23 protein-coding genes are annotated in these 19355 nt (G+C 44.4%); 15 read left to right on the forward strand and 8 right to left on the reverse strand.

Annotated elements, in window-relative coordinates; all coding sequences use genetic code 11:
* Positions 1–77 precede the first annotated feature (77 nt).
* Genes MJ612_RS15775 through MJ612_RS15785 form a run of 3 tightly spaced genes read left to right on the forward strand, consistent with a single transcriptional unit; the run spans position 78 to position 1902 of the window.
* Positions 78–548, forward strand: a complete 471-nt coding sequence (locus tag MJ612_RS15775) for a fasciclin domain-containing protein (protein WP_187032358.1) — start codon at positions 78–80, stop codon at positions 546–548.
* A gap of 3 nt (positions 549–551) precedes the next feature.
* Positions 552–1415 carry a glycerophosphodiester phosphodiesterase family protein gene (locus tag MJ612_RS15780; protein ID WP_187032356.1) on the forward strand — a complete coding sequence of 288 codons (864 nt, stop codon included), beginning with the start codon at positions 552–554 and terminating at the stop codon, positions 1413–1415.
* 40 nt (positions 1416–1455) lie between these two features.
* The gene (locus MJ612_RS15785; protein ID WP_187032355.1) at positions 1456–1902 is read left to right on the forward strand and encodes a hypothetical protein; all 447 of its coding nucleotides are present in this window, start codon (positions 1456–1458) and stop codon (positions 1900–1902) included.
* Between the two features lie 81 nt (positions 1903–1983).
* Here the strand turns inward: MJ612_RS15785 and MJ612_RS15790 are convergent, their stop codons facing one another.
* A complete protein-coding gene (locus tag MJ612_RS15790; RefSeq protein ID WP_187032353.1) occupies positions 1984–3837 on the reverse strand; it encodes an ABC transporter ATP-binding protein in 1854 nt (617 codons plus the stop codon).
* 122 nt (positions 3838–3959) lie between these two features.
* On the opposite strand from MJ612_RS15790, the gene MJ612_RS15795 reads away from it, so the two are divergent.
* Both MJ612_RS15795 and MJ612_RS15800 read left to right on the forward strand, forming a co-directional pair.
* A complete protein-coding gene (locus MJ612_RS15795; RefSeq protein ID WP_187032351.1) occupies positions 3960–4796 on the forward strand; it encodes an energy transducer TonB in 837 nt (278 codons plus the stop codon).
* Between the two features lie 12 nt (positions 4797–4808).
* Positions 4809–5321: a hypothetical protein gene (locus MJ612_RS15800; protein ID WP_187032349.1), complete on the forward strand. Its 513-nt coding sequence runs from the start codon at positions 4809–4811 to the stop codon at positions 5319–5321.
* 195 nt (positions 5322–5516) lie between these two features.
* Here the strand turns inward: MJ612_RS15800 and MJ612_RS15805 are convergent, their stop codons facing one another.
* Positions 5517–5675, reverse strand: a complete 159-nt coding sequence (locus MJ612_RS15805; protein WP_187032347.1) for a hypothetical protein — start codon at positions 5673–5675, stop codon at positions 5517–5519.
* A gap of 221 nt (positions 5676–5896) precedes the next feature.
* Between MJ612_RS15805 and MJ612_RS15810 the strand changes: the two genes are divergently transcribed.
* From MJ612_RS15810 to MJ612_RS15825, 4 genes are all read left to right on the forward strand, one after another.
* Complete coding sequence (locus tag MJ612_RS15810; protein WP_187032345.1) at positions 5897–7492, forward strand: rhomboid family intramembrane serine protease; 1596 nt, start codon at positions 5897–5899, stop codon at positions 7490–7492.
* A 28-nt stretch (positions 7493–7520) separates the two neighbouring features.
* Positions 7521–7718 (forward strand): zinc ribbon domain-containing protein, encoded by a 198-nt coding sequence (locus MJ612_RS15815; RefSeq protein ID WP_187032343.1) that lies wholly within the window; start codon positions 7521–7523, stop codon positions 7716–7718.
* Between the two features lie 7 nt (positions 7719–7725).
* Entirely contained in the window at positions 7726–8097 is a 372-nt protein-coding gene (locus MJ612_RS15820; protein ID WP_187032341.1) for a magnesium citrate secondary transporter, read from the forward strand.
* Positions 8098–8419: 322 nt separating this feature from the next.
* A complete protein-coding gene (locus tag MJ612_RS15825; protein ID WP_187032339.1) occupies positions 8420–9142 on the forward strand; it encodes a head GIN domain-containing protein in 723 nt (240 codons plus the stop codon).
* A gap of 123 nt (positions 9143–9265) precedes the next feature.
* Here MJ612_RS15825 and MJ612_RS15830 read toward each other — a convergent pair whose 3' ends face one another.
* The 6 genes from MJ612_RS15830 to recF form a co-directional block, all read right to left on the reverse strand.
* Positions 9266–10645, reverse strand: coding sequence for a M28 family metallopeptidase (locus tag MJ612_RS15830; protein WP_187032337.1), 1380 nt, complete (start codon positions 10643–10645; stop codon positions 9266–9268).
* A gap of 64 nt (positions 10646–10709) precedes the next feature.
* Positions 10710–11264 carry an acyl-CoA thioesterase gene (locus MJ612_RS15835; protein ID WP_187032334.1) on the reverse strand — a complete coding sequence of 185 codons (555 nt, stop codon included), beginning with the start codon at positions 11262–11264 and terminating at the stop codon, positions 10710–10712.
* Positions 11265–11315: 51 nt separating this feature from the next.
* Positions 11316–11639 (reverse strand): DUF721 domain-containing protein, encoded by a 324-nt coding sequence (locus MJ612_RS15840; RefSeq protein ID WP_187032332.1) that lies wholly within the window; start codon positions 11637–11639, stop codon positions 11316–11318.
* A gap of 58 nt (positions 11640–11697) precedes the next feature.
* Positions 11698–12132, reverse strand: a complete 435-nt coding sequence (locus MJ612_RS15845) for a hypothetical protein (protein WP_187032330.1) — start codon at positions 12130–12132, stop codon at positions 11698–11700.
* A 59-nt stretch (positions 12133–12191) separates the two neighbouring features.
* A complete protein-coding gene (locus MJ612_RS15850; protein WP_187032327.1) occupies positions 12192–12539 on the reverse strand; it encodes a hypothetical protein in 348 nt (115 codons plus the stop codon).
* A gap of 2 nt (positions 12540–12541) precedes the next feature.
* Positions 12542–13654, reverse strand: a complete 1113-nt coding sequence (gene recF, locus MJ612_RS15855) for a DNA replication/repair protein RecF (RefSeq protein WP_187032325.1) — start codon at positions 13652–13654, stop codon at positions 12542–12544.
* A 129-nt stretch (positions 13655–13783) separates the two neighbouring features.
* On the opposite strand from recF, the gene pdhA reads away from it, so the two are divergent.
* The 6 genes from pdhA to MJ612_RS15885 all read left to right on the forward strand — a co-directional run bounded on the left by pdhA (position 13784) and on the right by MJ612_RS15885 (position 19352).
* Complete coding sequence (gene pdhA / locus MJ612_RS15860) at positions 13784–14827, forward strand: pyruvate dehydrogenase (acetyl-transferring) E1 component subunit alpha (RefSeq protein WP_187032323.1); 1044 nt, start codon at positions 13784–13786, stop codon at positions 14825–14827.
* A 115-nt stretch (positions 14828–14942) separates the two neighbouring features.
* Positions 14943–15656, forward strand: a complete 714-nt coding sequence (locus MJ612_RS15865) for a tetratricopeptide repeat protein (protein ID WP_187032321.1) — start codon at positions 14943–14945, stop codon at positions 15654–15656.
* 168 nt (positions 15657–15824) lie between these two features.
* The gene (gene ribH / locus MJ612_RS15870; RefSeq protein WP_187032319.1) at positions 15825–16301 is read left to right on the forward strand and encodes a 6,7-dimethyl-8-ribityllumazine synthase; all 477 of its coding nucleotides are present in this window, start codon (positions 15825–15827) and stop codon (positions 16299–16301) included.
* Between the two features lie 329 nt (positions 16302–16630).
* Complete coding sequence (locus tag MJ612_RS15875) at positions 16631–17020, forward strand: TraR/DksA family transcriptional regulator (protein ID WP_187032317.1); 390 nt, start codon at positions 16631–16633, stop codon at positions 17018–17020.
* Between the two features lie 12 nt (positions 17021–17032).
* Positions 17033–17593, forward strand: a complete 561-nt coding sequence (scpB, locus tag MJ612_RS15880; protein ID WP_187032316.1) for an SMC-Scp complex subunit ScpB — start codon at positions 17033–17035, stop codon at positions 17591–17593.
* 82 nt (positions 17594–17675) lie between these two features.
* Positions 17676–19352, forward strand: coding sequence for a pseudouridine synthase (locus MJ612_RS15885; RefSeq protein ID WP_187032314.1), 1677 nt, complete (start codon positions 17676–17678; stop codon positions 19350–19352).
* Positions 19353–19355 lie beyond the last annotated feature (3 nt).

The following is a 19355-nucleotide window of genomic DNA, read 5'->3' on the forward strand; positions in this document are numbered from 1 at the left end:
TAGATCGGTTTGCTTAACCCAATCTTACTTTAATCCGGAATGCACGTATAAGTGTTTGAAAACAAACGCTTATACATATGCGCCCCTCTAACTTTTCATTCTTATTCACCCTGTTTGCCTTTCTGTTTACAAATATAAACTTACAGGCTCAGGACCTGGCCTCCGCCGAAACAGCCCGCACTACCATGATCGAACACATCATGAAAGGCAGGCCTGTATTAGTAAACCTGTTGACTACGGCTGGCCTGGTACCGGCACTTTCCGGCGATTCGCCTTACACTTTGTTTGCTCCCCCTGAGTCAGAACTGAAAGCTTTACAAAACGAACCTGCCGATAGAATACGAATGGTAATGGCCGGCCATATTGTAAAAGGAAAGTATAATGAAAAAGACCTGAAAGACGGCGCCAAACTGGAAGCTCTGAACGGTGAAACCATAACCATTTGCCACAAGAAAAGCACTTTGGTAAACGGAGTAAGCATTGCAAAACCCGACACTGAACTTAAGAACGGGGTTATTCACGGGATAAGCAGCACATTAGCGTATTAACCTTTGGCTACAGAACCGAAGTACATTCAGGTGCATGGGCATAGGGGGTGCCGTGGCTTATTACCAGAGAATACCATACCTGCCTTTTTAAGAGCAGCAGCGCTAGGTGTAGACGCGCTTGAACTGGATGTAGTAATAACCGGAGATGCGCAGGTGCTGGTGTCGCATGAGCCTTGGTTTGCCTCAGAATACTGCCTGAAACCTGATGGCTCAGGTATAACGCCAGCTGAAGAGACCGAACTTAATATTTTCAGACTTCCTTACTCAGCTATAAAACAATACGACTGCGGGTCAAAACCACATCCACGCTTTCCAGATCAGCAAAATAAGCCTGCTTATAAACCGTTGTTAACCGATGTAATAGATTCTGTAACTACTTTCTGCCAGGAGCGAAGCATAAAGTGTCCTTACTTTAACATCGAGATCAAATCAACTGTACCAAGTGATAACCTGTTTCACCCGGAGCCGGAAGTGTTTACAGAGTTGCTACTTGATGTGCTGGCAAAGTATAACCTTACAGATAAAGTGATGGTGCAGTCGTTTGATGTGCGCCCATTGCAGGTGCTGCACCGGCTCAAAACAAATGTAAAGCTTGGCCTGTTAACGGAAGATGATACCCCGGCAGAAAAACGTTTGGAGCAGCTTGGTTTTATACCGTATGCCTATAATCCAAACTATAGCTTAGTGTCACCTGACCTGATAAAGCTGCTGCATGCAAAAAGTATAAAATGCTTTGTCTGGACCGTAAACGGTGAAGATATAGTGCAAAAGATGCTGGCCTTCGGAGTGGATGGCATTATTACAGATTATCCTGAGATGGTGCTTAATCAAGTAAAAAGCTCCTACATCTCAACAAAAACTTCATAAAGTATAAAGCTTCAGTTTATATTTTCCGTACAACATCAAAATGTACAGCACCAACCCTCATAGCAACGCCATGGATTCTCAGGAGCATATTGCTCAAAATACTTGCTATGCCCTTGTTGTAGATAAAGCTAAAAATCGCATCTACTTTACCATACATGGCTATTGGAAAAACAAGGAAGCAGTACCTGCCTTTCTGGATGATTGGAAGAGATCTGTGGCCTTAACACAATCGGGCTTCACCATCCTGACCGATATGAGCACTATGATAACGCACCCGCAGGAACTAGCAGAACTACACCTGATAGCTCAGAAAATGGTGATTGATGCTGGTGTTAGAAATGTAGCCAATGTGCTGCCTTCCGATAAAATAGCTAACCTGCAAGCAAACTCGTTTACAACAAACTCTTCGTTGCCTTACCGTAACTTCAGCTCTATTGAAGAAGCAGAAACCTGGCTAAACCAGCTTTCAGCACCCTCTCTTAACTAGCTTTATGTTCCACGTGGAGTGGCTCAGATTGCTAATTGTTAATTAATGATTGTCTCTACCTGGACCTCCAGCAATCAACGATTAAAGATAGCCTTTCGCCTGTAGTTTAAACAACTCAGCATACTTTCCATTTTGCGCCAGTAATTCTTCATGAGAGCCTAACTCTTTTAGCTGTCCTTGCTCCAAAAATAAAATTCTGTCAGCCATACGTACCGTAGAAAAGCGGTGGGAGATAAGTACAGCCGTTTTGCCTTCTATCAGTTCCGAAAACCGTAAGAAAACTTCGTGTTCGGCACGGGCATCCAGGGCAGAGGTTGGCTCATCAAGTATAAGCAGCTGCGCATCGCGCATATAAGCACGCGCCAGCGCTACTTTCTGCCACTCGCCACCTGATAGCTCCACACCTTTGTTAAAGCGCTTACCGAGCACCTGATCGTACTTATCGGGCAGGCGCTGGATTACCGGGTCGGCCAGGCTTTTTTGTGCCGAACCTTGTATGCGTTCTTTGTCGCGGATGTTGCTGATCTGGCCAATGGCAATGTTGTCGGAAGCCGACATCTGGAAGCGCACATAATCCTGGAAAATTATACCCACCTGGTGACGCAGGTCGTTCAGGTCATACTCGCGCAAGTCTACACCATCTAAAAGTATACGGCCCTCAGTAGGCTCATACAATCTTGCCAACAGCTTTACGAGGGTAGTTTTTCCGGCACCGTTCTCACCTACCAATGCCAGTTTTTCGCCGGCCCGCAAATGGAAACTCAGGTTACGTACTGCCCAACGCTCACTGTTCTGGTACTTAAAGCCAACACCCTCAAACGTAAAGCCATGCTGTATAGGTCGCGGTACTGGCAAAGGGTTAGTGGGTGGCGTAATCTGCGGCCGCAGCTCCAGGAAATCAAACAGATCCTGTAAGTATAAGGCACTCTCGGCAATCTGGGAGAAACGCGTCATGATACCTTGTAGCAGCCCACGCATATTACTGAACGAACCCGCCAGAAAGGTAAGGCTACCTACTGTTATGGCACCTGTTACGGTTTGGGCAAGTATAAAAATGTAAGCACCATAATAAGCGAGCGTACCTAAAGCTGAAAGTATACTTCCCCACACGGCTCGTTTAATGATCAGGCTTTTGTTGAGCAGGTAATATTTGTCTGAAAGTAGTTTAAAGCGTTCGGCCAGGAAACCGGAAAGGTTAAAGGTTTTGATCTCTTTGGCTGTCTCGTCGGAAGCACCGATGTAACGGAGGTAATCCAGTTCGCGGCGTTCGGGAGTCCAGGAGCGGGATAGGGAATAAGTACGCTCATTAAAGTGCGTTTCGCCGAGAAAAGAAGGAATTACCGCAATCAGAAGTATAAGGATAAGCCATGGGTTAAATGCCACCAAACCAACTGCCAGAAAGCCAATCGTAACTATATCCTGCAACTGCGACAGCACCTGCGACATCAGTACCACACGCGTTACAGTTTGCCGGCGGGCGCGCTCCAGCTTGTCGTAAAAAGTGGCATCTTCAAATTGGGTCAGGTCCAAGGTAGCTGCGTGCTCTATAAGCGCTATCGAAGTTTTGTTGGAGAACAGGTCGCCCAGCAAACTATCCAGTAACGTAATGCCCCGGTTTATCAGGTCCGAAAGTATAGCAAGGCCCAGTTCTGCAGCTACCAACATCCATAAATAAGAAAGATCGCGGTCGCCGGTCACATCAATCAGCCGGATCACTTCATCTATGATCAGCTTACCTATGTATAGCATTGAGAGCGGCAAAGCTGATTTTATAAGGCGCAGCACCAGGTTACCAATGGTCATGGCAGGGCTGGTCTCCCAGATCAGCCTGAAAAACTTGGGCAGGTTCTTAAGCGCGCCTACCTGTTCTTTAAATGTCTTTTTATCGTCAGCCGCCTTGGGTGCAGCGGCAGGTCTGTCTCTAAATAGCTTCATTTGTACTAATTACCAACTACAGCCAATTATGTTTACACAAAAGCCTGGTAACAAGAATAAACAATAATTTTAAAGCATAGGGTTTATGCTATTTATTTCAATAGCTTCTGTATTTTTAGAGGATGAAAACAATCTATACTTTACTAACTGCCACGCTTGTACTTGTTGTGGCTCATTATGCTTCGGCTCAGACTAAAACAGTTGACTACTATAACAAGAGAGGTATTAAGCTATCATCTGCTGAGGGGGCATATTACTTTGAGCATACTGAAGCAAATAGCACTGGTGGGGGAACCCGAACACGCTTCCTGAAACAAGACAGCACAAAGGTGTCTCTTTTTACTTACAGCAGTTTTAAAGGAGACAGTACCAAAGCAATTTTAGATGGCACCTATAGCCTATGGCACAACAACGGTAAACTATCTGAAAAGGGAAACCATAAGAACAATAAATTTGATGGTAAAGTGAGTACGTGGTTTGAGAACGGGCAACTATCTTATGAGAAATTTTATGTTAACGGTAAGTTACAGGATACGCTCAAAGGCTATTATGAAGATGGCACAGTCAGGAGGGTAGAAGTATATAAGGAAGGTGAAATGGTGGAAGGCAACGTGTTCTCAAAAGAAGGAGCAGATCTGCCTTACTTTCCAGCAATGGTAATGCCTGAATTTCCCGGAGGTGAGCAGGCCATGATGGCATATATTTCTCAAAACATAAAGTATCCGAAGAAAGCAATAAGAAATGATATAAGCGGTTTAGTGGTGGTCTCTTTTATAGTTGAGAAAGATGGCTACATAAAAACACCTGAAGTTATAAGAAGTGTAAGTAATGATTTGGATGCGGAGGCGATTCGTGTTATACAAGCTATGCCTCGCTGGAAACCTGGGTTAAATGAAAATAATCCCGTTCCTGTTCGTTTTAATTTGCCTGTACGTTTTGCTTTTGGGGATGAACGATAATCAAAATAAACTATGAAAAGACTACTCCTCACCCTTATACTTGGCACTGCTGTAACTATAGTTGCACAGGCGCAGGCTAAACTTACATCCGCCGAAACTGCAACTATAGAAGCGCTGACAGAAACCGGCTTAAAGATTATTTCCGGGCCGAAAGGGCAGAAGCGGGATATGGAGAAGTTTAAAGCACTGTTTTTACCGAATGCGCAAATGGGTGGTGTGTTCTTTAAAGGCGACAGCAGCTTTGTAAGAATAACTACAGTAGAGAAATTTGCCGAACGTAACGGACCCGCTTATGAAGAACTGGGTTTTTACGAGAATGTGCTGGGCCTTCGTGTAGAGCGGTTTGGTAACCTGGCTACCGCTTTCCAGACGTATGAAACGCGCTATGGGAAAGATGGTAAAGTAGAAGCACGTGGTGTAAACACCTACCAATTGGTATATGACAAAGGCCGCTGGTGGATCGCCAGCCTGTTGTTTACCCCGGAAACCAACAAGCAGAAAATACCTGCAAAGTACCTGAAGTAAAGTATAAACCCTATAAAATGAGAAAAGCCCCGTCAAAATGACTGGGGCCTTCTCTCACCTTAAAACAAACTAAACTAATCTAACTTTAACTAACCTTATCTTTATCCCCGAAGGGCATTTTTCTAATTCTAAATAGTGGCTGCAACAAAAAATAAATTATCGCCCACGAAAAAAATCATTGAGTAATTTGGAACTCTAATTTTTTATTCCAATATTAGCTTTCCAATCAACTATCTCTCTCAATTCGGGTGCAAAATTATGTGTACTGTTTTCTAAAAGCAAGAAAACAGGTGTAATTTTTTTTGATTTTTTTAAAAAGCCCATTTCCGCTGTTTTAAGCCACTTTTTGCTCAATTATTTATCCTTCTTCAGTATCCGGATCAGAGTAATTAGTAGAAGATTCCGGTGTCCTGCTCAAACACATTGCCCTTATTTCTGATTCCAGCTGCGGGTAAAATTTTTTAAAGGCATTATAACACAACCTGTACAACTGGTTATAACAAAGTAAGGCTACGGCTTTGTGTATTTTGTGCTTGCTGTTGCCTTGCTTATCTTTAGCAGATAACAAATACCAGATGGAAAATAGGTACACTGCCGAGGTAGCTATACTTGGCACAGAAGAGCTGTTAGGCCTGCTGCAGGCCCGTGAGGAATATGAGCCGGAAATTATACTTGCTGTAATAGCGGAACTGCAAATCCGGCAAGTACAGGTACCTGATCTGGAAGAACTAAAAGAGCAAACGCAGGCAGCCTATAAAAACAGTTTGGAGCTGGAAAACCAATCACAAAGTTCTTCTGGTAAAACGAGTGATATGTTTCAGGTATTTGTGCCACAGCGCGGGTATTTTGTTACGCCTGTTCTGCTTAATCTTAACCTGCTGGTATTTGTAGTTATGTTGCTGCTGGGTTTAAACTTTATGAACCCGGAGGCAGGTCAGCTTTTTGCAATAGGTGGCAACTACGGACCTTATACTTTATCAGGGCAATGGTGGCGCTTGTTTACCAGCACTTTTCTACACGGTGGTATCATACACCTGCTTTTAAATATGATGGCACTGGTGAGTGTAGGCCGGCAGCTGGAACAAATGATTGGCCGCACTCCCTTCCTGGTATCCTACATACTTTGTGGGCTAGCCGGTAGCTTGTTAAGTGTGTGGTGGGATGGCACAAGAGTCAGTGTTGGAGCATCGGGGGCTATATTCGGTATGTTTGGTTTGCTGCTGTTGCTGATGGCGCTGGAGCGTAAACTAACCTGGAAAGAGAAGAAAGCAATGCTGGGAAACCTGGTGCTGGTAATAGGTATAAACTTAGGCTACGGCATGAAAGGCGGTATCGATAATGCAGCACACGCCGGGGGCCTGATAGCAGGAAGCATACTTGGCGCTGTTCTGATGCTTCGCTCCAATCGTGTTATCTCAGCAAATTATAGTTTAGTTGGTACCTCCGCGATGGCAGGTGCCGGGTTAGTGCTACTCTCTATACTTTATACAGTTATTCCGTTTACCGGGCAAAAGCGTTACCTGTACACCATGGATCAGGTAGCACAAAAAGAAGCCGTGGCCATGCAAACGCTTCAGAAACTTTCAGAAGCAGGAGAAGAAGCCAAAGCAGCAGTATTTGCGCCGCAACTGGAAACAGGCGTAAAACTATGGGATGAAAGCGAAACATTACTGGAAGCCATAGACGATGTGGAAGGAACTGGGAAAGACCGGGTGCTGGTAATGTTGGATTACGTGCGTCTGCGCAAAATATCGTTCCAGATGCTGCACGACGATCTGAAACAGAACCGCCCGCTGCTAAACCCGAAACAACAGCAGGTATTAGAGGCAATTAATGATTATGCAACTACTTTACAGCAAGGCAAAGAAAGCGAAGAAATAGCCAACAGAAACCAGGTTATTGATGTTGACATGCCGGAGGTAATACTGAAAGGAGACGAATCTGAAAGTCCTGAAGGCAACCTGAGTAATGATTATGGCCAAATGAAAGTACTTGTAGTGATTGATGGTATAAAAGTAGGATATAAAACGGCTGATGAAGAACCTGCGCAGTTAGCAGGTTTAGATGAAACCAAAATAGAAAACATAACAGTTTTAAAAGGAAAGCAGGCCAGAGATGCTTACGGAGAAGAAGGGGCCAATGGAGTAATTGAGATCACGACCAAGCAATAAAACCACAGCCTGCTATTAACCCAAACTATTGACAGATACAACACCAGATATTATTGCCTGCCCAAGCTGTGGCGCTAAATTACCTGCCGGAACAAAAGTATGTCCGGTATGTGGTAATGCTATATCCACCCGGAAATGGTACAGACTTAAAGGACTTAATCCTGCCGAAATTTTTCTGATGATACTGGGCGCGCTGATGCTGCTGATAGGGCTGGTGGCTGTGTAGGTAAATTATGAGAACCTTTGCTCATTCGTTGTTTATACTTTGCCTGGTGCTATTCTGCCTGAACCAGCTGCTCGAGTGGCAACACCTCTACATTACGCCCCTGTACCAATACCTGGATGATATACTGTGCATGCCACTGGTGCTGACAATAACGCTGGCAACAGAACGATTATACTTCAACAACTATAGCTTTGTGCTGCCGCTAAGGTATATATTAGGTGCTGTGCTGTTATTTAGTATTTGCTTTGAAGTACTGCTGCCCCGGCTTTCCATAGTTTATACTTCTGATGTACTGGATGTACTTTCCTATACTTTAGGAGCAGTTGTATTTCATCTCGCAATTAATAAGCCGTTAGAACCTGCCGCTATTCACAGCTGAAACACTCATCCACTAAGATTTAAGAAAAGCCTGCAAATTATTTTAGGTGAAATAAGCTCCTGCTTTATACTTCATAATAACCTTGACTTCTAAAAGTAAAAGATGGTTAATTGTTGTATTTCAGTGAGTTATGGAACTGTGGATTAGTATAGGCTGCCGCTGTAGAACCTGGATTAACCGTGATATACTATAGCTGGTATATTTTATTTTTAAATTTTTTCCGCAGTAAAGCAACCTTAGCACTTTTGCTGCATCTATTAGGCATAGCAGATAAAAACCAATACTGCATTATAACCTTATCTAAAACCAACAAAATAAAACTATGAAGAACCTTACATCTTACTCGTTTACACTCGTTACGCTAATATTATCTTTCCTGCTGGTGAGTGGCACTACTTTTGCGCAACAAATTAAAGGTAACGGTAACCTGCAAACTCAATCCCGAAAAGTAGCTGATTTCAGCGGTATAAAAGTAAGCGGCGGATTTTATGTAGAAGTACAGCAGGGAAGCAAAGAGGAGCTGCGCATAGAAGCAGAAGAAAACCTGATGGACAACATCAAATCTGAAGTGAAGGATGGTGTGCTGCATATTTACAGCGAAGGAAATATAAATTCCAAGAAGGGAATGAAAGCTTATGTTACTGTAAACGAACTGAATAAAATAAACATAAGCGGTGGCGTGAAAGTGGTAGGCAAATCTACTTTTAAGGCCAGCACTTTTGACCTGGATATGAGCGGCGGCTCTAATGTAACATTGGCTATAGATGCTAAAAAACTGGATGCCGATATGAGTGGCGCCAGCAAAGTAGACCTTACAGGCCGTGCCGATGATGTAGCTTTTGATATGTCTGGAGCATCGGATGTTGATGCACGTGAGCTAAAAGCCAAGCGTGTAAAAGTGGGTGCCAGCGGTGCCAGCAATGTAAAAGTTAATGCTTCTGAAACTTTAAGTATAAATGCATCTGGTGCGTCGCATGTATCTTATGCAGGATCGCCTAAAATTGAGGCTGAAAGTACAGCAGCAAGCAAAATTTCTAAACTGTAAGAGAATACAATTTATATACCCTGAAAAGAGCAGCCTGCTATGGCTGCTTTTTTTATGGGCAGTAAACAAAAAAGCCCTGCACTACTATAGCGCAGGACTTTTGTAAAGTTATACTTTAAAAGTTTAACGGGCTGGCACAGGTATAACCGGTAAGCTGGTGTGGCCTTCTGCATCTGTAGCCTGTACCGAGAAAAAGTAATTGTCTTTAGAGTAAGGCAGCGTAACGCTGGTTTCCTTTACAAAGAATTTCTTTTCCCAAGTAGGGCTGCTGGTTTCGCGCATCAGTACATAGTAACCGGCTGGCTTTTTACCTGCTTTAGGCGCTTCCCATTTCAGGTCGGTTTTGTTGGTGAGGTTTGAGGTAAGCACATTCACTTTTTCGGGTGCGGCCGGTGCCCAGCCTAGGTTAGCCATCGTTGCCAGATTTACAGCCGTGTTCTTGCGCAGGTATTCAAAATCCATGTACTCCACTAAGTCGCCGTACTGCTTGCCATTCTCTTTGCGGAGATCCTGGTGCTGGTGGTCAAAGTCTTCGTTCATTTCGCTCATACGCACCGCTGCATAACCCTGCTGGTTAAATGGCGTGTGGTCGCCGCCACGCAGAAAGCGGTCCGGGCGGTATTCCAGTATAACCTGCAGCTGATCTACATAATTCTCGCCGGTGGTTTTCATGTAGCGGGCCAGGTTGCGGCTTGGGCCATCATTCTCAGAACCCAACGTGCGGCGCAGGCGGGCCTGTTCTTCGGTTTCGTTAGCCGGAGTAGCTTCGCTAAAAACACGTACGCGGGTGTTATCATGTAAACCTGTTTCAGCAGAGTAGGAGTTACCCACTATGTCGTTGTTAAGTACGGCAACAATGTTCCAGTTCTCTTTTTTGGCGCGCTCTGCTAAGTGCCTGGAGCCGTAAAGCCCCTGTTCCTCGCCCTGGAAAGCCACAAACACCAGCGTAGCCGGAAACTCTTTTACAGCCATAATACGGGCCATTTCCATAACTATAGCTACACCAGAGGCATCGTCGTTGGCACCCGGTGCTTTGCTTTTGGCATCCATCACATCAGTAACACGCGAATCGAGGTGGCCGCTAACTAAAATTACACGGTTGTCGGTTGGGTCAGCGCCTTTAAGTATAGCCATCACGTTTGCCATTTCCACGTCCTGAGGTATGCGGCGGCCATCAGCTTTTACGGTGTAGCGGTCCATTTCCACGGTCATGCGGCCACCAGAGGCTTTGGCGTACTTCTCAAATTCTGATTTTACCCACTCGCGGGCAGCACCTATACCTACTTTTTTACTGGTGGTAGTGCTTAGTGAGTGGCGTGTTTCAAAAGTTACCATTTTCTCTACCAGCGACTTCAGGTTGTTTGCTGATACAGCATTCACCATTTCGGTTATGTCCTGGTCGTGGGTAGCTGGTGCCTGGGCAAGGGTAGCAGAGGAGGTTGTAAAGTATAAACCGGCCGCAGCGAGCAGGCCGGCAAATCGGGTAAAAGTTTTAGGTTGCATTAGGTGTAAGGTAAGTGAGCTTTAAATATAAGCACGCCTTAGCACAAATGCCAGCAAGTATAACTTAGTAAGCCAGTTTGCAGCGCTCGTCTTTTAGCAGGTATAGTTCCTGCTCCACGGCAAGTATAGATTTCGCCTCCGTAAATTCAGACTGGTAGCGCTGAGCCAGTTCGCGACGTTTTATGGCTTCCAGGAAGCGGCGGGTATCGTCATGGGTTTCCAGTAAAAGGCCGGGTACCTGGGTAGGTTTGTTGTTTTCGTCTTTGGCTACCATGGTAAAGTAAGAGGTGTTAGTATGCTTCACTAAGCCAGTTTTCACGTTCTCGGCAATCACTTTTATACCTACCATCAGCGAGGTGTTGCCCACATAGTTTACCGAAGCCAGCAGCGATACCAGTTCCTGAACCTCCACGGGTTGCAGAAAATTTACGCCCTCGACCGACACTGTTACACAGTAATTACCTGCATGCTTGGCTGCACAGGCATAGGCTACCTTATCCATCAACGAAAGCAGAATACCACCATGTATCTTACCGCCAAAGTTGGCATAGCTCGGAATCATGAGCTCGGTAAGCGTAGTGCGGGAGTAGGAGACAGGCCGGTAATCTGGTTGGGTCATAGGTTATACTTTGACCCAAGTATACGGCAGCTATACTTTGTTTGGCTGAAACTATAAAAACACCACTTCCTTCACCACCTCGTGGCCAGCGGCGCGGTTTAGTAGTTCTACTACTTTGCTTTTGCTCATGTTAAGTTCGTGCTTTAGCGGGGCAGAGGTTAAGCGAACAAAAAGTTTACTGTCTCTGAAGTATAGTTCCTGCGTTTTTAGGGCTATTGGTTTACCCATAATCTCTTCCCAGCGTTGCACCAGGTTTACTTCATTCAGTTTACCCTCAAGGCGGTAAGCCTGCAAAAGCCCTTTTATACTTTCGCCTATAGTTTGTGTGCCGGCTTTTCGCTTCGCAATCTCTTCCTTCTTCTTGTAGTAGCGCACGGTTGGTTAATTATGAATTAGTAATTATGAATTATGAATGGGTGGTTAAGCGAATAAACTATAAACCGGCAACTGCTTTCAAATAGTTGAACTCCCATTTTGAATAAGGGAGAGTATAAATCTTCTCTTTATATTGAGTTTCTATCTCTACAACACCAAAGCTCATTTTAACCTTCGTGATATCATCTAAATTAATAGAGATTTTCTTCGTGGTTGCTAAGTTTATAACTACTAATTTCCTTTCAGCTTCTGCTAGGTAGACTTCTTTTAATTTATAATACCGTAATATTTTAGCCATGAAAAAATGAACAAAAGCTATTACTGCATAAGGCAAAAAGAGAAAGTATAGTTTAGAAGATATGGAAATATACAACCAGACTGAACCAACAAAGATGTGAGCAATAATGAGTAATGTAGGAAAGTATACCATCCATAACTTCAAGTTGCTTTTTGAAATCTTCATCAAATTTGACGTTTCAGCAAGATATCCCATAATTTAACAAACAACGATTATGCGATCAAAATTAACTATGATCTACAGTTCAAATTGATCTAATTAAATAATTTAAGCCAGATGATTTGCCACCATTTCTTAATGGCTGGTTTTCTATAAAGCTCAATTATTTCTGGCTTAAGATTTTCGGGTTCTCCTAACTCAAAAGATACACCCAATTGCTGCTCTATATACTTCAGTCTGGCTTCTTCACATTTAATCTCACCCTCCACCCAGTTATCCCAACCAAATAATATCTCTTCGTTATTTTTCTTAAGTATCAGAAAACCAAAATCAATACCCGCATCGATACCATCATATTTATAAGAAACCTTCCAATTCTCCTTGATAAGGAATTCAATAATTGAGTCCCATAAATTCGTTTCGATGTTTACAGCTATAACCATAGCTACAATTCTCCAATAACCTTTACAATCCCATCTTTCACATCAAATCTTCGGATACTTTCGGAGAGGCCTTCGAGTATTTTGTCGGTGCGGTCTAGGTGGGTGTCTGTTAAAAAGATCTGGCCGAAAGTATGGGCGGCTACCATTTGCATGAGCTTGGTAATACGCTTTTCGTCAAGGCGGTCGAAGATGTCATCTAAAAGGAGCAGGGGTTTGTGGTGCTGGCGTTCGGCCATTACTTCAAAGTGGGCCAGTTTCAGGGCAATAACATAGCTTTTCTGCTGTCCCTGCGAGCCAAAATGCTTCACCGGGTTGCCATCCATCAGAAACACGAAATCATCTTTATGTGGGCCTATAGTTGTGCGTTGCAGTGCCATATCCCTACGCTCGTTCTGTAACAGCTGGTGTGCAAAATCAGAACCTAACAGCTGGCTTTTATAGGTTAGGGTAACGGTTTCGGAACTGTCGGAGATGTGGCGGTAATGCTTCTGGAACACGGGCACGAACATTTCTAAGAACTTTTCGCGCTCCTGCGCCAATTGCTGACCCAGCGGTACAAGCTGCTCATTCAGGATGTGCAGGTAATCGCGGTCGTAGTAGTTGCGCTCAGCAAACTGCTTTAACAGCGAATTGCGTTGCTTCAGAATATAATTGTATTGTATAAGTTGCTCCAGGTAAGTATGGTCCAGTTGCGAGATCAGGCTATCAAAATACTTGCGGCGCTCTTCGCTACCTTCACGAATCAGGTCAGTATCGTAAGGCGAGATCAGCACCACGGGGAAACGGCCGATATGCTCGCTCATCTTCTCATACACCACCTTGTTGTGCGTTACAGTCTTTTTCTGGCCTTGCTTTAAGCTTACCTGCACGGTGTGCTTGTCACCGTCAATCTTAAAGCGGCCTTTCACCATAAAAAACTCTTCGCCCTGTTTTATACTTTGGGCATCGGAGCTATTAAAGGCACTTTTGGTAAGTGAGAGGTAATGTATGGCATCCAGCAGGTTGGTTTTGCCGCTTCCGTTATCGCCAATAAAGCAATTTATATGCTCCGAGAAAGCCAGCGTGGCATCGTCGTAGTTCTTGAAAAACAGCAGACTTAGATTTTCGAGGAGCATTCAGTTTATAATTGATTTCTTTTTCCTTAATTTCGCAGCTAAACCCGTTCCGGGCCTTGTCGCCCAACATGCAAGGTAGTTTTTATACCTGAGCATGCAACGGATAAAACCCAGATTAGATATTTACCCATGGCTACGAAAGAAAAGGCAAAAGCGAAGTCGACGAAAGCAAAGGTACAGGCTGAGCCAAAGTTTTCAAAGGAAACATATATGTGGTGGTTCGAGAACATGAAACTCATCCGCCGCTTCGAAGAAAAAACAGGCCAGTTATATGGTCAGCAAAAAATTAAAGGTTTCTGCCACCTGTACATTGGCCAGGAAGCTTGTGTGGCTGGTGCCGTAACTGCACTTACCAAAGACGATAAGTGGATAACTGCTTACCGCGACCACGCACACCCGCTTGCTTTAGGCACTGACCCGGGCGCTGTAATGGCCGAAATGTATGCTAAAGTTACCGGTTGCTCTAAGGGCAAAGGTGGCTCTATGCACATGTTCGATAAGAGCGTGAACTTTGTTGGTGGCCACGGTATAGTTGGCGGCCAGGTGCCACTAGGTGCTGGTCTGGCATTTGCCGAGAAGTATAACAAAACAGGCAACCTGTGCATTTGCTACATGGGTGATGGTGCAGTGCGTCAGGGTGCTTTCCACGAAGCGCTTAATATGGCCATGAGCTGGAAACTGCCTGTAATTTTCGTGATCGAGAACAATGGTTACGCCATGGGTACTTCGGTATCGCGTACATCAAACGTACAGGATCTTTACAAACTGGGCTCAGCATACGATATGCCTTCGTTCCCGGTAGATGCCATGAGCGTGGAGAACGTGCATACTGCCGTAGCTGAAGCTGCTGAGCGTGCCCGTGCCGGCGAAGGACCAACCCTGCTGGAGTTCAGAACTTACCGCTACAAAGGTCACTCCATGTCTGACCCTGCCAAGTACAGAACCAAAGAAGAGCTGGAAGACTACAAAGGCCGCGACTCGATAGAAGCAGTAGCTGCAACTATACTTAGCAATGGTTGGGCTACCGAAGAGGACCTGCTGCAGATTGATGAAAAAATAAAGCAGAGAGTAATGGATGCCGTGAAATTTGCCGAAGAATCTCCGTTCCCGGACCCATCTGAATTATACACAGATATTTACGTGGAGCCGGACTACCCTTACGTAATGGACTAAAATAATTTAGAATTAGGAATTAAAAATTATAAATTTGGTGTTCCGAAAATACAGGGCATAGATTAAAATCCAATTTTTAATTCCTACTTTTGAATTTCTAATTCAATTAATACCAATGGCAAAAGAAACAGTAAACAATCACAGCGAGTTTGAAGAGCTGGTTGAGAATCCGGATGCGTTAGCAGAGCGTTTATCGCACACGGATGATTTCGTAAAGAAAAACAAGTCAATTCTGCTTGGTGTGTTTGCCGCCATTGCCGCTATAGTTGTAGCAGGCTTTTTATACTATAACCACCGCACTACCCAGAACCAGGAAGCGCAGGAAGCGATGTTCCAGGCAACCTATTACTTCGAAGCTGACTCATTGAGCAAGGCCCTGAACGGCGATGGCCAGTACAAAGGCTTTGTAGCAATAGCTGACGAGTATAGCGGAACTGATGCTGGTAATCTGGCGAATTTCTATGCTGGTGTGGCCCTTTTAAAAGAAGGTAAATTTGCAGAAGCGCAGAATCACCTGGAAGAGTTTGAGTCTGAAGACTACCTGCTGCAGGCACGTGCTTATAGTTTAATTGGCGATGCATTATTAGAACAAGGCAAAAACAAGGAAGCTGCTGACCAGTACATGAAGGCTGCTAACCACAATGCCAATCCATTCTTTTCGCCACAGTACATTATGAAAGCTGGTATCGCCTACGAAGCCGATAACAACTTTAAAGCAGCTGCGGAAGCTTACGATAAGATTGTAACAGACTACGTAACAGCAGCTGAACTGAACGATGCTAAAAAATACAAGGCTCGTGCTGAAGCATTAGCCGGAGGCGCTAAATAATTTACGCCTAAGTATAAACTATAAAAGCGCTTTTGTCTTGAGTTATAAGGCAAAAGCGCTTCTTTTTTTAAGCTGCTCAAGTATAAGCTTTGTCTGATTTAAGTATAGCTGCACTTGGCTGGCAAAGATCGATTAACGAATAACGAGTAACGAACAACGAATTAAAGTATGGCAACAGCTTTAAAGAACCTGAACGAGTATAACACCGCCTCTTTCGCGGATATGTCTGATAAAAAATTTGGCATTGTAGTAGCAGAGTGGCACAAAGACATTACTGATGCCCTGAGCAATGGCGCAATTGAAACGCTGCTGAAGCACGGTGCACAAAAAGAGAATATCTTCCGCAATACAGTGCCAGGTAGCTTCGAACTCACCTTAGGAGCGCAGTTCCTGGCGCAGCACGAAGAAATTGATGCCGTAATCTGTATCGGTGTTGTAATAAAAGGCGATACCAAACACGACGATTACATAAACCATGCAGTAGCAAACGGCCTTACCAATGTGTCCTTAAAGTATAACAAGCCGGTTGCTTTCGGTTTAGTAACTACCAACAACCTGGAGCAGGCCCTGGACAGAGCCGGCGGCAAGCACGGCAACAAAGGTGTAGAGGCAGCGGCGGCAGTCATCCATATGCTCAGCTTTTAGTTACTAAACTGATACACAGTAAATTGGATTGATTTTTGTAAATTAATTCAGAAAGTACCGGAAAGCTGAAGTATAAGCTGCAAAAGCTTGTACTATAATCCGGAAAGAGCTGATAATGTGCATGAAAAAATATTAAATAAGGTAGGATAGGTAGTAAAGAATAAATATTACTACTATTTTTGCACGAATTTTACCTGAAATCGCTTTATACTAAAAGTGAGCAGGCCGAAAATTAAGCTAAATCTATAAACTATAATGCCTGTTGTTAAACAATTAAACATCAGGCAACTATAAAAACCGAACCCAAGCAAGTATACATAAACGATACAATGAATACGAACGAAGAAAAACAGCGGTACTCCAGAGAAGAATTAATGGAGTTTGAGAACATCATCCTTGAGAAGCTGACCAATGCCAAAAAGGAAGTAGCGTTTATCAAGGAAACCCTTAGCCGCCGTAACGATACAGGTACTGATAACACTGCATCTCCGACAAAAGTATTGGAAGATGGCGCTGATACTGCAGAAAAGGAAAGCTTAAACCAGCTGGCATCCCGCCAGATGAAGTTTATCCAGCAGCTGGAGAATGCTCTTATCCGCATTAAGAACGGTACCTATGGTGTTTGCATCGTAACAGGTAAACTTATACCTAAAGAGAGACTTCGTGCCGTACCGCACACACAACATACTATTGAAGCTAAATTACAGCGTAACGACTAGTACTTTTACTCCTTGAATATCCTGCAGTACCACATACAAGCACTGGTTTTCTGTGCGCAATCTCCTATCAGTATAGAGGAAATTCAGCGTTGCCTTACGGAGGCGCTGCAATTGGAAGTGCTGGTAAGCGATGTGCTGGAAAGTATAGAAGCTATAAATGAGCAGCTGAACGATACCGGTTTTGCCTTCCAGATCTACGCGATAGGGGGTGGTTACCAGTTTCTGACAAAGCCGGAGTACCAGGAAACGGTAAGTGTTTACCTGAAACAGAAATCAAAGAAAAAATTGTCAGCGTCTGCACTCGAGACGCTGGCAATTATTGCCTATAAGCAGCCTATTACCCGCAGTGCCCTGGAGCAGATCCGCGGCGTAGGTTGCGATTATGCCGTCCAGAAACTACTGGAGAAAGACCTTATTGAGATTAAAGGAAAAGCTGATACCATCGGAAGGCCGGTACTTTACGGTACTTCGCAGAAGTTTATGGACTACTTCGGTATCAACCACATAAAAGACCTCCCACAGCTAAAAGATTTCGCTACGGAAGAGAACACAATCGGCGAAGTAGCAGATTAGCGAACCCACACTAGAGCATTACAAATTCAATTATACTGCACAAAGGTACAGTAGCGATACTGCATCGAGTAACACAACAACAATGGCAAGAGATAACGAAAGACCTGCACGAGATAACGACGGAGCAGGGCGAAGAAATAACAGATTCTCGTCTGATAGACCTAACAACGACCGCGGCGAAAAGAAGATCTTTAACAGAAGAGATAAAAATGAAAGCGGCGAACGCCGTTCGTTTGGTTCTGACAGAAGAGAGGGCGGTGAAAGAAGATCGTTTGGTGAGCGCCGTGAAGGTGGCGAAAAACGTAGCTTTAACAGAGACGACCGCAGAGACAACAGAGAAGGTGGAGAGCGCCGTTCTTTCAGCAACGACAGACGTGATGATAGAAGAGGCAGCGAAGACCGTTCTTTTAATAGAGATCGCAGAGAAAGCGGCGAAAGAAGATCTTTTAACTCGGATCGTCCGAACAGAGCTGAACGTCGTTCTTTTGATTCTGAAAACAGAGAAGGCGGAGAGCGTAAATCGTTTGGTGCAGATCGCAACGAACGTACAGAGCGCCGTTCATTCAATTCAGACCGTGGAGAGCGTAAGTCTTACGGCGACAGAAGAGAAGGTGGCGAGAAAAGAACTTTCGGTGAAAAACGTGAAGGTGGTGAACGCCGCAGCTTTAACTCAGACAGACGAGATGATCGTCGTGGAGATAGAGAAGAAGGCAGAGAACGCCGCTCGTTTGGCAACGAGCGCCGCGAAGGTGGAGAAAGAAGACCTTTCAATGCTGATCGTGAAAACAGAGGAGAGCGTCGCTCATTTGACTCAGATAAAAGAAATAACCGCGAAGAAAGACCTTTCAGAAGAGAAGAGCGTGGCTTTGATGCTGGCAAAAGATCTTTTAAATCAGACAGAGGTGGTAAGTTTGAAGGCAGAGGCCGCAAAACCAGCTTCTCGAACAGAGAAGAACTGGGTGAGCCGGAAACTCCGACTTACAACACCAAGCATTACGAGAACAACCCGCGCATCAAGAAAAGCAACCGCAAAGAAGAAAAGGAAAACGACGGAACAATACGTCTGAACCGCTACATTGCGAATGCCGGTATATGCTCTCGTCGCGAAGCAGATACGCTGATCGAATCAGGCGAGATAAAAGTAAACGGCCAGGTAGTAACTGAAATGGGTTATAAAGTTAATCCTGAGGATACTATACAATATGGTAAGAAGATATTAAACCGTGAGAAACTGGTATATGTGCTGTTGAACAAGCCAAAGGACTTCCTGACTACTACAGATGACCCGGAAGGCAGAAAAACAGTAATGAGCCTGGTAGAAAAAGCATCGAAAGAACGCATTTTCCCGGTTGGCCGCTTAGACCGTAACACAACTGGTTTGCTGCTGTTTACCAACGATGGCGAACTGGCACAAAAGCTGACCCACCCTTCTAACGGTGTAAAGAAAATATACCAGGTAGAGCTGGATAAGCCGATATCTAAAGAAGATTTCCTGAAAGTGGCGGAAGGCGTAGAGCTGGAAGACGGTAAAGCTGAAGTAGATGATGTTGCCCTGATTGGGGATACAAATAAGTTCTTGGGTTTAGAGATACACATCGGGCGTAACCGTATTGTGCGTCGTATTTTTGAACACTTAGGCTACGAAGTAGTATCGCTGGACAGAGTACAGTATGCAGGCCTTACTAAAAAAGACCTGCCACGCGGCAACTGGCGTTACCTTTCAGAAAAAGAGCTTATCCGTCTGAAATACTTTATGTAAGAA

The organism is Pontibacter deserti, assembly GCF_023630255.1.
In the GTDB taxonomy this organism is placed as follows: domain Bacteria; phylum Bacteroidota; class Bacteroidia; order Cytophagales; family Hymenobacteraceae; genus Pontibacter; species Pontibacter deserti.

Excerpts from the sequence above, each read along its gene's own strand:
- MJ612_RS15845 (WP_187032330.1), bottom strand. The coding sequence starts at position 12,132 with ATGGGATATCTTGCTGAAACGTCAAATTTGATGAAGATTTCAAAAAGC.
- MJ612_RS15790 (WP_187032353.1), bottom strand. The coding sequence starts at position 3,837 with ATGAAGCTATTTAGAGACAGACCTGCCGCTGCACCCAAGGCGGCTGAC.
- MJ612_RS15830 (WP_187032337.1), bottom strand. The coding sequence starts at position 10,645 with ATGCAACCTAAAACTTTTACCCGATTTGCCGGCCTGCTCGCTGCGGCC.
- MJ612_RS15785 (WP_187032355.1), top strand. The coding sequence starts at position 1,456 with ATGTACAGCACCAACCCTCATAGCAACGCCATGGATTCTCAGGAGCAT.
- MJ612_RS15825 (WP_187032339.1), top strand. The coding sequence starts at position 8,420 with ATGAAGAACCTTACATCTTACTCGTTTACACTCGTTACGCTAATATTA.
- MJ612_RS15885 (WP_187032314.1), top strand. The coding sequence starts at position 17,676 with ATGGCAAGAGATAACGAAAGACCTGCACGAGATAACGACGGAGCAGGG.
- MJ612_RS15835 (WP_187032334.1), bottom strand. The coding sequence starts at position 11,264 with ATGACCCAACCAGATTACCGGCCTGTCTCCTACTCCCGCACTACGCTT.
- MJ612_RS15810 (WP_187032345.1), top strand. The coding sequence starts at position 5,897 with ATGGAAAATAGGTACACTGCCGAGGTAGCTATACTTGGCACAGAAGAG.
- MJ612_RS15800 (WP_187032349.1), top strand. The coding sequence starts at position 4,809 with ATGAAAAGACTACTCCTCACCCTTATACTTGGCACTGCTGTAACTATA.
- MJ612_RS15850 (WP_187032327.1), bottom strand. The coding sequence starts at position 12,539 with ATGGTTATAGCTGTAAACATCGAAACGAATTTATGGGACTCAATTATT.
- MJ612_RS15820 (WP_187032341.1), top strand. The coding sequence starts at position 7,726 with ATGAGAACCTTTGCTCATTCGTTGTTTATACTTTGCCTGGTGCTATTC.
- MJ612_RS15875 (WP_187032317.1), top strand. The coding sequence starts at position 16,631 with ATGAATACGAACGAAGAAAAACAGCGGTACTCCAGAGAAGAATTAATG.
- recF (WP_187032325.1), bottom strand. The coding sequence starts at position 13,654 with ATGCTCCTCGAAAATCTAAGTCTGCTGTTTTTCAAGAACTACGACGAT.
- ribH (WP_187032319.1), top strand. The coding sequence starts at position 15,825 with ATGGCAACAGCTTTAAAGAACCTGAACGAGTATAACACCGCCTCTTTC.
- MJ612_RS15775 (WP_187032358.1), top strand. The coding sequence starts at position 78 with ATGCGCCCCTCTAACTTTTCATTCTTATTCACCCTGTTTGCCTTTCTG.
- MJ612_RS15865 (WP_187032321.1), top strand. The coding sequence starts at position 14,943 with ATGGCAAAAGAAACAGTAAACAATCACAGCGAGTTTGAAGAGCTGGTT.
- pdhA (WP_187032323.1), top strand. The coding sequence starts at position 13,784 with ATGGCTACGAAAGAAAAGGCAAAAGCGAAGTCGACGAAAGCAAAGGTA.
- MJ612_RS15795 (WP_187032351.1), top strand. The coding sequence starts at position 3,960 with ATGAAAACAATCTATACTTTACTAACTGCCACGCTTGTACTTGTTGTG.